Origin of the sequence: Streptomyces prunicolor NBRC 13075 (assembly GCF_000367365.1) — a bacterium.
Taxonomy (GTDB): domain Bacteria; phylum Actinomycetota; class Actinomycetes; order Streptomycetales; family Streptomycetaceae; genus Streptomyces; species Streptomyces prunicolor.
Map to the genome: position 1 here is coordinate 248,657 of NZ_BARF01000059.1, position 14,013 is coordinate 262,669.

General features: G+C 70.4%; 11 protein-coding genes. 3 read left to right on the plus strand and 8 right to left on the minus strand.

Features of this window, described 5'->3' with window-relative positions; genetic code table 11:
- Nucleotides 1–15 precede the first annotated feature (15 nt).
- Nucleotides 16–1,509: a CoA-acylating methylmalonate-semialdehyde dehydrogenase gene (locus SPR02S_RS27205; RefSeq protein WP_019060176.1), complete on the plus strand. Its 1,494-nt coding sequence runs from the start codon at nucleotides 16–18 to the stop codon at nucleotides 1,507–1,509.
- A gap of 32 nt (nucleotides 1,510–1,541) precedes the next feature.
- Complete coding sequence (locus tag SPR02S_RS27210) at nucleotides 1,542–2,327, plus strand: GntR family transcriptional regulator (RefSeq protein WP_019060177.1); 786 nt, start codon at nucleotides 1,542–1,544, stop codon at nucleotides 2,325–2,327.
- Between the two features lies 1 nt (nucleotide 2,328).
- Here the strand turns inward: SPR02S_RS27210 and SPR02S_RS27215 are convergent, their stop codons facing one another.
- Complete coding sequence (locus SPR02S_RS27215; RefSeq protein WP_019060178.1) at nucleotides 2,329–3,315, minus strand: aldo/keto reductase; 987 nt, start codon at nucleotides 3,313–3,315, stop codon at nucleotides 2,329–2,331.
- Between the two features lie 88 nt (nucleotides 3,316–3,403).
- Entirely contained in the window at nucleotides 3,404–4,066 is a 663-nt protein-coding gene (locus tag SPR02S_RS27220; protein ID WP_019060179.1) for an NUDIX domain-containing protein, read from the minus strand.
- 186 nt (nucleotides 4,067–4,252) lie between these two features.
- On the opposite strand from SPR02S_RS27220, the gene SPR02S_RS27225 reads away from it, so the two are divergent.
- Nucleotides 4,253–5,380, plus strand: coding sequence for a DUF5954 family protein (locus SPR02S_RS27225; protein ID WP_026150903.1), 1,128 nt, complete (start codon nucleotides 4,253–4,255; stop codon nucleotides 5,378–5,380).
- Between the two features lie 52 nt (nucleotides 5,381–5,432).
- Here the strand turns inward: SPR02S_RS27225 and SPR02S_RS27230 are convergent, their stop codons facing one another.
- From SPR02S_RS27230 to SPR02S_RS56445, 6 genes are all read right to left on the minus strand, one after another.
- The gene (locus SPR02S_RS27230) at nucleotides 5,433–6,053 is read right to left on the minus strand and encodes a DUF305 domain-containing protein (RefSeq protein WP_019060181.1); all 621 of its coding nucleotides are present in this window, start codon (nucleotides 6,051–6,053) and stop codon (nucleotides 5,433–5,435) included.
- A 73-nt stretch (nucleotides 6,054–6,126) separates the two neighbouring features.
- Nucleotides 6,127–6,543, minus strand: coding sequence for a DUF6153 family protein (locus tag SPR02S_RS27235; protein ID WP_052347052.1), 417 nt, complete (start codon nucleotides 6,541–6,543; stop codon nucleotides 6,127–6,129).
- A 44-nt stretch (nucleotides 6,544–6,587) separates the two neighbouring features.
- Nucleotides 6,588–7,241, minus strand: a complete 654-nt coding sequence (locus tag SPR02S_RS27240; RefSeq protein ID WP_019060183.1) for a hypothetical protein — start codon at nucleotides 7,239–7,241, stop codon at nucleotides 6,588–6,590.
- A 179-nt stretch (nucleotides 7,242–7,420) separates the two neighbouring features.
- The gene (locus tag SPR02S_RS27245) at nucleotides 7,421–8,962 is read right to left on the minus strand and encodes an AMP-binding protein (protein ID WP_019060184.1); all 1,542 of its coding nucleotides are present in this window, start codon (nucleotides 8,960–8,962) and stop codon (nucleotides 7,421–7,423) included.
- 110 nt (nucleotides 8,963–9,072) lie between these two features.
- Nucleotides 9,073–9,354, minus strand: a complete 282-nt coding sequence (locus SPR02S_RS27250) for a hypothetical protein (protein WP_019060185.1) — start codon at nucleotides 9,352–9,354, stop codon at nucleotides 9,073–9,075.
- A gap of 145 nt (nucleotides 9,355–9,499) precedes the next feature.
- Nucleotides 9,500–14,013, minus strand: a 4,514-nt coding sequence (locus SPR02S_RS56445) for an SDR family NAD(P)-dependent oxidoreductase (protein WP_019060186.1), incomplete at its 5' end; no start/stop codon positions are given.

Here is a 14,013-nt window from a genome sequence, read left to right on the forward strand (position 1 = left end):
AAAGGCTTTCGCACCATGAAGACGATCACTCACTGGATCGACGGCAAGCCCGTCGAGAGCACCTCGGGCCGTTTCGGTCCCGTGTACAACCCGGCGACCGGCGCTCAGGAGAAGCAGGTCGGCTTCGCGACCGTCGACGAGGTGGACGCCGCCGTCGCCTCCGCGAAGGCCGCGTTCGAGAGCTGGGGCGTCGCCTCGCTCGCCAAGCGCACCGCGATCCTGTTCAAGTACCGCGAGCTGCTGGACGCGCACCGCGACGAGATCGCCGAGCTGATCACCGCCGAGCACGGCAAGGTCCACTCGGACGCGCTCGGCGAGGTCGCGCGCGGCATGGAGATCGTCGAACTCGCCTGCGGCATCAGCGTGCAGCTCAAGGGCGAGCTGTCGACGCAGGTCTCCACGCGCGTCGACGTGGCCTCGATTCGCCAGCCGCTGGGGGTAGTTGCGGGCATCACGCCCTTCAACTTCCCGGCCATGGTGCCGATGTGGATGTTCCCCCTCGCGATCGCGACCGGCAACACCTTCATCCTCAAGCCCAGCGAGAAGGACCCGTCGGCGTCCTACCGTCTGGCCGAACTCGCCTCCGAGGCGGGCCTGCCGCAGGGTGTGCTGAACGTCGTGCAGGGCGACAAGGTGGCCGTCGACCGCATCCTGGAGCACCCGGACATCGAGGCCGTCTCCTTCGTCGGTTCGACGCCGATCGCGAAGTACATCCAGCTCAAGGCGGTTGAGCACGGCAAGCGGGTACAGGCCCTCGGCGGCGCCAAGAACCACATGCTGGTCCTGCCGGACGCGGACCTGGACTTCGCGGCCGACCAGGCGATCAACGCGGCCTACGGTTCGGCCGGCGAGCGCTGCATGGCCGTCTCCGTCGTGGTCGCGGTCGGCGACACCGGTGACGAACTGGTCGCCAAGATCGCCGAGCGCGCCGGCAACCTGCGCATCGGCCCCGGCAACGACCCGGCGTCCGAGATGGGCCCGCTCATCACCCGCGAGCACCGCGACAAGGTCGCCTCGTACGTCGCGTCCGCCGCAGCGCAGGGTGCCGAGGTCGTCGTCGACGGCACCGGCTTCTCGGTCGAGGGCCACGAGGACGGCTTCTTCCTCGGCGTCTCCCTCCTCGACAAGGTGCCGCTGACGGCGGACGCGTACAAGGACGAGATCTTCGGCCCGGTCCTGGTCGTCGTCCGCGCCGAGTCCTACGACGAGGCCATCACCCTGATCAACAGCTCCCGTTGGGGCAACGGCACCGCGATCTTCACCCGGGACGGCGGCGCCGCGCGCCGCTTCCAGATGGAGGTCAAGGCGGGCATGGTCGGCGTGAACGTGCCGATCCCGGTGCCGGTCGGTTACCACTCCTTCGGCGGCTGGAAGGACTCCCTCTTCGGGGACCTCCACGTCTACGGCAACGACGGCGTCGCCTTCTACACGCAGGGCAAGGTGATCACCACCCGCTGGCCGGACCCGGCCGACGGCGGCATCAACCTCGGTTTCCCCAGCAACTCCTGACTGCCCGTCACGATCTGTGAGGAGGTGCCCCTGTGGCGAAGACCGGTGACTACTCGCGTGCCGCGAACGGGTCCCCGCTCAATGCCCTGCATTTCGCCCTGGACCGCAACAGTCCGGTGCCGCTGTACTACCAGCTCGCACAGCAGCTGGAGTCGGCGATCGAGCACGGGACTTTGGCGCCGGGCAACCTCCTGGGCAACGAGATCGACCTGTCCGTACGCCTCGGCCTGTCCCGCCCCACCGTCCGCCAGGCCATCCAATCCCTTGTCGACAAGGGGCTGTTGGTCCGGCGGCGGGGGGTCGGCACGCAGGTGGTGCACAGCCAGGTCAAGAGACCGCTGGAACTCAGCAGCCTCTACGACGACCTGGAGTCGGCCGGGCAGGGCCCGACCACGGTGGTGCTGCGCAACGAGGGCGTGCCCGCGACCGCGGATGTCGCGGCCGCCCTCGGTGTCCCGGAGGGCAGCGAGGTCACCCTCCTGGAACGGTTGCGCTCCACCCACGGCCAGCCGGTCGCGTTCCTCTGCAACTACCTCCCGTCGAACCTGCTCCCGCTCGACACCGCCCGGCTGGAGTCGACGGGCCTGTACCGGATGCTGCGCACCGCCGGCATCACCCTGCACAGCGCCCGCCAGACGATAGGCGCCCGCTCCGCCACCCCGGCGGAGGCCACCCGCCTGGACGAGAAGGAGGGCGCGGCTCTGCTCACGATGCAGCGCACTGCGTACGACGACACGGGGCGGGCGGTCGAGTACGGGACGCACATCTACCGGGCGTCCCGGTACGCGTTCGACTTCCAGTTGCTGGTCAGGCCCTGAACTACACGGCGGAGTCGAGGAGTTGCCGCTGCTCCGCCGTCAACTCCAGGTCCACAGCGGCGAGATTCTCCTCCAGCTGGGCCACCGACGATGCCCCCGCGAGCGGGACGATCGGCAGCGGCCCGCCCAACTGCCAGGCCAGCACCACCTGGTTGACACTCGCACCGGTCTCCTTCGCCACCTCCCGCAGCGCGGCGAGGCGGGCGGGGGTGCCGGGGTGGTCGTAGTCGGCGGGCAGGGGTTTGTCCTCGCGTGTGTAGGCGCCGGCCAGCAGCGGTGAGTAGGCGACCAGGGTGAGGGCGGGCTCGGCGCGCAGGTAACTGAGCAGGTCCGGGCCGACGGTGCCGATACTGCCGTCGGGGAAGAACTCCGAGGGCAGGTCCGTCCGGGGGCGCAGATAGCTGTGCTGGTACTGGAGGACCTCGTAGCCGGGCAGCCCGGCCGCGGCGGCGAGCGCGCGGGACCGTTCCACCCGCCAGGCGGCGTGGTTGCTGACGCCCAGGAGACCGACGGTGCCCTCGGCGACCAACTCGGCGAATCCTTCGACGGTTTCCTGCAGCGGAACGCTCTGATCCTCGATGTGCGCGTACAGCAGGTCGAGCTTCTCGACGCCGAGGCGTTCGCGGCTGCGCTCGGCCGACTCGCGGATGACCTTCGCCGACAGGCCCTCCGGGTTGTCGACGAACCCCGTGCCCGGTGCCAGGGGGCGGGCGCCGAGCTTGGTGGCGATCACGATCTCGTCGCCGATGCCACGGCTGCGCCGCCACCGTCCGAGCAGCTTCTCGCTCTGGCCGCCCTGGCTTCCGTCGACCCAGAACGCGTAGTTGTCGGACGTGTCGATGAAGTTCCCGCCGGCCTCGACATAGCGGTCGAGCACGGCGAAGGAGGTCTCCTCGTCGGTGCGGGAGCCGAACAGCATCGCGCCCAGCGCGAGCACGCTCACCTCGCGGCGGTGAGCCGGATCGGTGCCGATGGTGCGGTACTTCATGGTGGTCCCTCCCGTTCGCACCCGGGTCGGCCGGGCACGAACGGGAGTCTTCCGCTTGGAGCGCACTTCAAGTCAAGGCCCCGCGCGGCTACTTGGCGAACGGCCCGTCCAGCGCGGCCCATTGGAGCAACATGATGGTCTTGGCATCGGCGATCTCGCCGCTCCGAATCATCTCCAGGGCTCTACGGAAGGGCAGTTCGAGGATCTCGATGTCCTCGCCCTCCTCCTGAAGACCGCCGCCCTCGTGGGTGCGGGTCAAGGGGCCGTAGGAGGCGGCGTAGAAACCGATGCGTTCGGTGACCGAGCCGGGGCTCATGTAGACGTCGAAGACGTGCTCCACCTCGCCGACGGTGTGGCCGGTCTCCTCGATCACCTCGCGGCGTACGGCCTCCTCCGGGTGCTCGTCCTCGTCGTCGAGGAGGCCGCCCGGGGTCTCGACGAGCATGCCGTCGGGGTGGCCGTTGACGTACACGGGGAAGCGGAACTGGCGGGTGAGCAGGACCATTTCGCGCTCGGCGTCGTAGAGGAGCAGGGTGGCGCCGTTGCCGCGGTCGTGGGTCTCGCGCTCCTGGGTGGTCCAAGTGCCGTCGCCGTGGCGGAAGTCGAAGGTCGTGGTCCGCTCGACGTACCAGTGGCTGGACAGCAGGGTCACGTCGCGGACCTTGACGCGGGGGTTGCCGGTCAGGTCGAGGCCGGTGCGGTCCAGGCCGGTGCGGCCCCGGCGGTCGGGGGTGTCGGCGCCGGCGGTCATCGGGCACCGGCCGGGCGGGAGGAGGCGACGGCGGGAAAGGCGGGGACGATCACGTTGTTCATGTCCGACGTCTATCACCTCGGAGCGCGGGACGCCTGGCCGAAACCTGTGCCTCGCGAGCCCAACTGGTGTGCCGGTTGCGTTGATTCGTCGCGTACCGTCCCCGGGTCCGGGCATGCTGGAAGCATGTCTGAGCACGGTGATCAGGTTCCCGGGTACCGGATGATCAGGATGGAGGCCCTGCCGGACGCACCGGCGGCGGCCCTCGCGGACGTCGAGGCGTGGCAGGCCCGCAAGGCCTATCCGAACGTCCTCGGCGGTGGCGGCCCGGTGTTCGGTGTGGCCGAGGAACTGGAGACCGGCGGCTGGCGGATCATCTCCAGCTGCTCCACCTCCTTCCCGCAGGGCGCCCGCGACACCATGGCCATGCTCTTCCGCGGCTGGGCGCGGGACGCCCTCGACGCGGGCGACACGGAGTCGCAGCAGGAGTGGCTGCGCGGCGCTGAGCGGCTGGACTGGGAGACCGTGGACGAACTCACCGTGCACGGCCGCCGGTTCCGGGTCGTGCGGGGGGATCAGTTCATCCGGATGGGACCGACGGGACCGGAGCCGCCCCGGCCGTCCGACCCCGACCCGGCGAAGGTGGGGCACGGGAACGAATACCGCGGCCGTACCAAGGGATTCGTGATCGATCCGTACACCCCGACGGGGATGTCCGAGGGCATCCTGCGGATGGAGCTGCTGTCGCTGGTCCAGGCGCGGGGCACGGCTCCCGCCGCCGTACGGAAGGACTCGTTGCGCGCTCTGAAGACGCATCCCGGGGGTGTGCTGCTGCCCGCCGAGTTCACCGCGGCCGAGTTCTCGGACGGCCACTGGGCGCCGACGCAGATGACGAACCCGAGTCCGCAGGGGTCGCGGGACACGCTCACCTCCTATCTGCGGGTGATGGCGCCGGTCATGGAGCAGCTCGACGAGGAGACACGGGCGGAGTACGGGCGGCTGGCCGACCGGATCGACGCCGAGCGCTGCGACGAGATCGTGATCGACGGGTGCCGGACCCGCATCGTGCGCGTCGAACGCCTCGTGCGGGTCGGCCCCGACGGTCCCGAGGGCCCGCGCCCCTCCGACCCCGACCCCGAACTGCCCACCGCCGTCCAGACGCAACAGCTCCGCGAGGAAGGCGTGTTCGACGAGGACCGGGTGCTCAGCGAGGAGGAGGCCGAGCAGCAGCGCATCGCCGAGGAACAGGCGAAGGAGTTCCTCCGGCTCTTCGAGGAGCAGCGGAAACGGCGCGAGGCGGCGGAGGGATCCTGACCCGGGGGCCCGACCGCGCGGTACGCGGTCGGGCCAAGTCCGCCGACTGGTGTCAGCCCTTGCCGAGCATCTTGTTCATCTGCTCGATCTCGGCGCTCTGAGCCGTGATGACACCGGCCGCGAGTTCGGTGGCGGGCTTGTACTCGCCGTCCGTCTTCTCGGCCTTGGCCATGGAGACGGCGCCCTCGTGGTGTTCGATCATCATGGTGAGGAACATGGCGTCGAAGTCGGCGCCGGAGGCCTTCTCCAGCTTGCCCATGTCGGCGTCGCTCATCATGCCGGGCGTCGAGGACGACATGTCGTGGTCCATGCCGGAGTCCATGCCGGACATGTCCTGGGGAACCTGCTCGCCCCACGAGGTGAGCCAGCCGGACATGGTCTTGATCTCCGGGGCCTGTGCGCCCTCGATCTTCGTGGCGAGGCTCTTGACCTGCGCCGAGGAGGCGTGGCCCGCGGCCAGTCCGGCCATCTCCACGGCCTGGCGGTGGTGCTGGATCATCTCCTTCGAGAAGGAGACGTCGGCGGCGTTGTGGCCACCGGTCGCGGTGGCGGACGCGGTCCCGCTGCCTGCCTTGCCGTCGCCGTCGTTGCCGCACGCGGCGAGCGTGAGGGCGGCCACCGAGGCGGTGACGGCGAGAACGGTACGACGGACGAACCTGCGCTGTGCGGTCATGGTGGAACTCCTGGTGTGTGGATCCGTTCAGGGCATGCCAATGCGCGCACGGTGACGTGTCGCGCGGGCCGCTCTAGATCCGCAGGAGTTGGAGTTCCGCGAGGGAGAGTGAGGCCCGGCCCCCGTCGGGACCACTGCCCGCCCCGGACGTACGCCCGTCGGGCGCCTCGGCGCAGGCCGCCACATCGGGTTGCAGCACCGGAACCACGGCCGGTGCCCCGCCGACGGACGCGGAGGCGCAGGTCGCGTCGGCGTGCGCCATGTGACTGCCGCCGCAGTCGCCCGCGTCGTGATCGCAGGCGTCCGGCGTCGACGCCTTCTCGCCCGTCGCTACGGTCGTGGCCGCCATCGTGTGCCCGTGAGCGGGCTCGGCCATGGGAACGGGCCCGAGCCCGTGCATCCCGAGCAGACCGAACAGCAGGACGGCGACGAGCAGCCCGTAGGACCGCACGCGAGGGTGCGGTCCTACGGGCTGCTCGGGACGGGCCATGGAGCCACCATACCCACCCTGGGTATCCGGCCCGCACCGGACACCTAGCTGAGTGTCCCCGCTGCGGGTGCTTTCGCGCTGCGGTAGGTGGAGATGCCCAGGGCCAGCAGCCAGTAGCTGAGGATCGCGCCCATCAGGGCGGTGGTGCCCCAGCCGTTCGCCGCGTAGAAGTGCGCGGGCGTGTTGCCGAAGAACAGCGACGGCACGAAGGCCAGGTTGATCCCGGCCAGGACGTAGGCCGACCTGCTGGTCCAGCGCGGCAGCAGTTCGGTACGGGAGACGGCGAAACCCAGCGCGGTCAGGAAGAACGCCAGCATGAGGCGGGAGATGGAGCCGTAGAGGATGTACGTGCCGCTGACGTCGATCGTCGGGTCGATCGGATGGTCGGCGGCGATGACCGCACCGGCTTCCAGACCGCTGGAGACCAGCGTGATCGTCGTGTAGACCAGCCCGGCGGTGAAGGCCATGGAACCGGCCCACTCGTACGCGGGATTCACGCGCTTCACCAGTTCACGGAAGGCCGTCACGAACACCAGCAGAAACGCCAGCGCGACGATCCCGATCAGCAGCCGGGACAGGACGTTCGCGTCCGGCGGCGGTCCCGAATAGATGAAGTAGAGCGGAACTTCGACGATGAGAGCGACCGCGGCGGCGATTCCCGCACCGCCCGCAAGTCGCCTGGCCGACATTTCGTTCATGGTGTCCCCCGGAATTTCCGTGTGGTGGATTCGGTACACCTCGAATCCTGCCGCCACCGGCACACGGAGTCCCTGGGCCTGAGGACCGGATCGGGGGTGGTCCTGACGACACCCCCCGGAGCGGGCCGTAAGGCACCCCGGCCCCAATTCCGCTTGAGCCGGGGCATAGTGACGGTACGTCAGTCCCGTGTGCCGCCCGTCCCGGACCTGGTGGACGTGCGCAGTTCACGCTTGAGGATCTTGCCCGCGCCCGACATCGGGAACTGGTCCACGCGCTCCAGGCTGCGCGGGCACTTGTAGCCGGCGATCTCCTTCCTGCAGAAGTCCTGGAGTTCCTCCAGGGTGAGCGTGGCGTCGGGGACGAGGGTGACCACCGCGTGCACCCGCTCGCCCCATCTCTCGTCGGGCAGGCCGATCACCGCGACCTGGACGACCGCGGGATGCTTCGCGACGACGTTCTCGACCTCGGTCGAGTACACGTTCTCGCCACCGCTGACGATCATGTCCTTGAGCCGGTCGACCACGTACACATAGCCGCGTTCGTCCATGTATCCGACGTCACCGGTGTGCATCCAGCCGTCCCGGACCGCCTCCGCGGTCTCCGTCGGCCTCTTCCAGTACCCGAGCATCACATGCTCGCCGGCGGCCGTGATCTCACCGATCGTGCCGGGCGGCACCTCAGTGTCCTTCTCGTCCACGATCTTCACCTGGGCGTACGGCGCGGCGCGGCCGACCGAGCGGCGCAGCACCGGGTCGTCGTGGTCCGCGTCCAGCAGGAGGGTCGTGGACGGCGACAGTTCGGTCATGCCGTACACCTGGAGGAACCGCGCGGACCGGAAGGCCGCGCGGGCCCGGGTCAGCAGGGTCTCGGAGATCGGGGACGCGCCGTAGGCCAGGACTTCCAGGCTGCTCAGGTCGTAGGCGTCCGCGTCGGGGTGGCCGACGATCGCCTGGATCATGGCCGGCACCAGCAGGGTCTGCTTGGCGCGCTGGTCCTGGATGGTGCGCAGGATCCCGACCGGGTCGAACACGGCGACCGGCGCGGTCGTCATGTCGGCCAGCATGCCGACGATCCAGAACGCGAACCCGGCCAGGTGGAAGGCGGGCGCGGCCAGCACGGATGTGCCGCCGCGCGGGAGTTCGGTGTGCAGCAGCGTGCCCAGGGCCGTGATGTAGAGCTGGCGGTGCCCCAGCATGACGCCCTTGGGCAGACCGGTGGTGCCGCCGGTGTAGAAGATGCCGGCCATGGCGTCGCCCTGCCGGTGCGCGTCCTCCACCGGTTCGGCGGCGAGCAGTCGGGCCAGCGGCAGCAGGCCCTCGGGGGTGGGGGTGTCACCGCAGTGCACGATCGTGCGCAGGCCCGGTGTCCTGGCCCGCAGCTCCGCCACCATCGGCAGGAACGCGTCGTCGACGAACAGGACGCGCACGTCGGCGTCGTCCAGCGCGTAGGCGTGCTCGGTGACGCTCCACCGGGTGTTGAGCGGGACCACGACCGCGTCCGCCCACGCGGTGGCGAGCGCGATCTGGCAGAACCGGTCCGTGTTCAGTGACAGCAGGCCCACCCGGTCGTCCCCGCGCACGCCGAGTCCGGTCAGACCGCCCGCCAGGCGCGAGACCGCGTCGTAGGTCTCCGTGGCCGTGTGGGTGCGCCCGTTGTACACGGTGAACGGCACGTCGGGTGACTGTCGTACGGCTCGGTGCAGCGATTGGGTGAGGTACATGGCGGCCCTTCCTGACGTCGCTCTCGATGGCTCGCGCGTTCCGATCTCCGGCCGTCGTGGCTGCGGAGATCGGAACCGCCGTGTGGCCGCCGCCGGACAGCGGCGGCCACCTACCTGCGCTTACCGGAGAAGGAGAACGTCATGAACGCCGCCTTGACCTTGCCGCTCATGGTGTCGCCCTCGAAGGTCCCGGTCGTCTTGACCTTGATCTTGGCCGGGGAGGTGAGCTTGGCGGTGTAGCTGAAATCCGCGCCGTGGACCTCGCCGTCGTCGATCGGGGTGCCGTCGAAGGTCCCGGTCAGGGTCGTCCCGTCCGTGCTGAGCACCAGGTCGGCCTGCTTGTCGCCGGTGGGACCCTGATAGGTGATCGCCCACGTACCATCGAGCGCCATGTCAATTCCTCCTGTTTGCAGTGCTTTTCATTGGTTCTCGGTGCTTTTGGGTGCTTCTCCGGTATTTCTCGGAGCTTCTCGGTATCGCTCAGCGCTGTTCGCTGCTTCTCGCGCTCTTGCGTCTGGGCCGCCTCCTTACGGCCGGTCAGTCCGTGTCCGACGGCGAGTCGGCCGTCAGCCACCTCTCCGTCGCCTCCGCCGTGAGCGCGGACTCGGTCTCGATCAGGGAGAAGTGGTCGGCGGCGATCTCCACCTGGCCGTCGCAGACGTTCCACGCGGGCCAGTCGGAGACGTCGTCGCTCTCGCCCAGCGGCCTGCCCGCACGGATCAGCAGACTCGGGGCGTCGATCGAGTCGGGGCGCCGCTCGGCGAGCAGGCGCACATAGCTGCCCATGGCCAGCCAGCCGGCGTCGTCGATCACGGTGGCCCCCTGCCCGCGGTCGAGGATCTCCGCCATCACCAGGGAGAAGACACCGAGGATCTCCTTCTCGTCGGTCGGCGTGGGGGTGTCCAACATGACGACACCCTCCGGACGAACGCCCTCGGCCTCGAAGCGGGCCGCGATCGAGTGCGCCAGGACACCGCCGATCGAGTAGCCGACCAGGACGAACGGGTCGTCACCCACCGCCCGGCGGATCGACGCGACCAGGACGTCGATCGCGGCGCGCCAGGTGCCCGGCGCCTCGTCCGTGCCCCGCAGCCCCGGCAGCGAGCAGGCGTAGACGTCCCGCTTCCCTTCGAAGCGGTCGGCGAACCGCATGAACTGGTGCGGGCCGGAGCCGGGCATGAACGACGGCACGCAGACCAGCTTGGGCAGGCCCTCGCCGGAGGCGAGTTTGACCACGTGTCCCGCGCCGTCCGGCAGTTCCGACGAGGTGAAGGCGGGCCGGAACCTCGATGCCTCGGTCAGCAGCGGCAGCGCTTCGAGCAGCGACTGTGTCGCGTGGGCGTGGTGGATGAGGGCGCTGAACGTGCCCTGGCCGGTCCGGTTCCCGGACGGGATGCCGATGCCGTTCCCATTCCCGTTCCCGGACGCCGGGCGTGCTCCGCCTCGACCGGCCGAGGCCGCCGCTGCCGCCTGGGCCTCCGCCTCCGCCTCGCTGAGCAGGAGTCGGGCGACGGCGGCGGGCTCCGGGTGGTCGAAGACCAGGGTCGTGGGCAGCCGCAGGCCGGTGGCCTGGGTGAGCCGGTTCCGCAGTTCGACCGCGGCCAGCGAGTCGAAGCCGAGCTCCCTGAACCCGCGGTCCGGATCGACCGCGCCGGACGAGGAGTGGCCGAGCACGGCGGCGACGTGGGACAGCACCAATTCGCGGGCGGCCACGGCGCGTTCGCTCTCGGGTACGGCGGCCAGCCGTCGGGCCGGTGTCCCGCCTCCCGTGGTGGTACGGCGGGTCGGGGCACCGGTCAGGCCGCTCAGCAGCAGCGGCAGCAGCCCGCCGCCGGCCTGGACGCGCAGCGCGGCCAGGTCGAACCGCGCCGGGACCACCAGCGCCCGGTCGTGCAGACGGCCCTGATCGAACAGTTCCAGCGCGAGCGGGGTGGGCATGGGCCGCACGCCCTGCCGCGCCAGCCTGGCCAGCGCCGCCTCGTCGAGACCGCGTGCCATCCCGGTCTCCTCGGCCCACAGCCCCCACGCCAGCGACACCGCCGGACGGCCTTCTGTCCGCCGCCGCGCCGCCAGAGCGTCCAACACGGCGTTGGCGGCTGCGTAGTTGCCTTGGCCCGAGCTGCCGATCAGTCCGGCGGCGGAGGAGAACAGGACGAACGACCGCACGTCCATGTCCGCCGTCAACTCGTCCAGCAACAGCGCCGCGTCGACCTTGGGCCGCATCACCCGGTCGAGCTGGTCGGACGTCAGCGAGGTCACCACGCCGTCGTCCAGCACACCGGCCGCGTGTACGACACCGGACAGCGGGACGTCCAACGAGCCGAGGAGTTCAGTGAGTTGAGCACGGTCGGCCACATCACAGGCCGCGACCCGGACCCGGCCGCCTGCGGCTTCCAGCTCCGCGACCAGCTCGCCCGCACCCGGTGCGTCCAGGCCGCGCCTCGACGCCAGGATCAGATGCCGGGCGCCACCCGACGTGACCAAGTGCCGCGCCACCAGCGCGCCCAGACCGCCGGTCCCACCGGTGATCAGCACCGCGCCGTCCGCATCGGCCGGCCCGGGCACGGTGAGCACCAGCTTGCCCGTGTTGTGGCCCTCGCGCAGGAACCGGAACGCCTCCTGCCCGTCCCGTACGTCCCAGGTCCGAACCGGCGCGTGCGACAGCACACCCCGGGCGAACAGGTCCAGCACATCGAGGAGCATCTCCTGGATGTGGTCCGGTCCGGCGTCGAATGCGTCGAACGCCTGGTACCGCACTCCGGGATGGGCCTCGGCTACGGCCTCCGGGTCGCGGACATCGGCCTTGCCCATCTCCAGGAACCGGCCACCGCGTGGCATGAGCCCCAGCGACGCGTCGATGAACTCACCGGCAAGCGCGTTCAGGACGACGTCCACGCCCGCACCGTCCGTGGCCCGCGCGAAGGTCTCCGCGAAGTCCAAGTCCCGCGAGGACGCGATCCGTTCGGCCGGTACGCCCAGCGCCTTCACCGCGTCCCACTTCGACGGACTCGCGGTCGCGTAGACCTCCGCGCCCAGCCGCTTGGCCAGTTGGACCGCGGCCATGCCGACACCGCCTGCCGCCGCGTGCACCAACACCCGCTCCCCTGCGACCAGTTGGCCGAGTTCGACGAGACCGTAGTACGCGGTCAGATACACCACGGGCACGGCAGCCGCCTGCTCGAACGACCAGCCCTCCGGCATCCGCGCGACCATCCGCCGGTCCACGATCCCCGCCGTACCGAACGACTCGGGGACCAGACCCATCACGCGGTCGCCGGGCGCCAGGTCCGTGACGTCGGAGCCGGTCTCCAGGACAACTCCCGCCGCCTCGCTGCCCAGTGCGGCCTCTCCGGGGTAGAGGCCGAGGGTGATGAGTACGTCGCGGAAATTGAGCCCGGCAGCTCGTACGGCGATCCGGACCTCGTGCGCCTCCAGCGGACGGTCCGCGTCGGAGCGGATCAGCGCCAGGCCTTCCAACGAACCCTTCGTGACAGCGGACAACCGCCACGGTCCCTCGGCGGGCAGCGTCGATCCGGTGGTTCGCGTCAGTCGGGGTGCGAGCAACTGCCCGCCGCGCAGGGCCAGTTGCGACTCGCCGAGGCCGGCGAGTGCGGCCCAGTCGGGCGCTGTCTCTCCGCTCTCCTCTACTCCGCGCTCCCCCTCTCCGCCTTCCTCGATCGGGTCGAGGTCCACCAGCATGAACCTGCCCGGGTGTTCGGACTGCGCGCTGCGCACCAGACCGCATACCGCCGCCTGGGCGAGATCGGGAACTTCGCCGTCCATACCGACGCCACCGCGAGTCACCACCACGAGCCGCGCCCCGGCCAGCGGCTCACTGGCCAGCCAGCGTTGCACCAGCGCGAGCACGTCCGCCGTGGCGGCCCGTGCCGCGTCGGCCTCGTCGCCGACTCGTGGTGCCGTCCCGACCGAGGTCACGACCGCCTCCGGCACCGCGGCGCCCGCCGCGACGGCCGCCTCCAGTGCGTCCAGGTCCGTGTAACTCTCTCCAACTCCCGCCTGCTCACCGAGGATCGCGACCCCGGCGACCGGGGTACCGGCCGCGACCGGAGTCCAGTCGACGGTGAACAGCGAACCGTCGGCCGGCCGCCTCGCCCCGGACAGCTGCGCCGGGTCCACCGGGCGGGAGGTGAACTCCCTTACGGACGCGACCAGTTCGCCGTTCTCGTCGGCGATGTCGATCCGGGTCGCGGACTGTCCGGCCGGAGTGATCCGGACCCGGGCCCGCGACACGCCTCGCTGATCCAGCCGGACGCCGGACCAGGAGAACGGCAACTCGACGTCCGAATCCTCGTCGTGGTCGAGCAGACCGCCGTGGAGTGCCGCGTCGAGGAGCGCCGGGTGGATACCGAAGCCCTGGGCCGAGCCGACCGGCTCGTCCGGCAACACCACCTCCGCATAGACCAGTTCACCATCGCGCCACGCCGACCGCAGCCCCTGGAACACCGGCCCGTACTCGTAACCCGCCTCCGCCAACCGCTCGTACAGCCCGTCCACGGGCACCGCCACGGCACCCTCCGGCGGCCACAACACCGGGAACGGCAGCCCAGGCGACTCCACCTCCGAACCGAGCCGACCACGCGCATGGCAGGTCGATTCGGGTCGTACGCCCGGCTCGGTGGCTTGCGGTCGCGTGTAGATCGCGATGTCACGGTGGCCGTTCTCGTCGGCTTCCGCGACGGTGACCTGCAACTGGACAGCCTCGCCCACGGGCAGGGGCAGCGGTGCCTGAAGGATCAACTCCTCGACCACCGGGGCGTCGACCTGTCGTCCGGCGGCGAGGGCCAGTTCGGTCAGGGCGGCGCCGGGCACGAGGACCGTGTCGAGCACGGTGTGGTCGGCCAGCCAGGGCTGCGCCTCAAGAGACAGCCGACCGGTCAGCAGCCACTCGTCCCGGTCGCCGACCTGAACGGCGGCGACCAGCAACGGGTGATCGAGCCGCGCCTGCCCTGCGGCAGCCGCATCGCCTGCCGCGGCACGGGGCAACAGCCAGTAGCGCTCCCGTTGGAAGGCGTAGGTGGGCAGGGGGATGA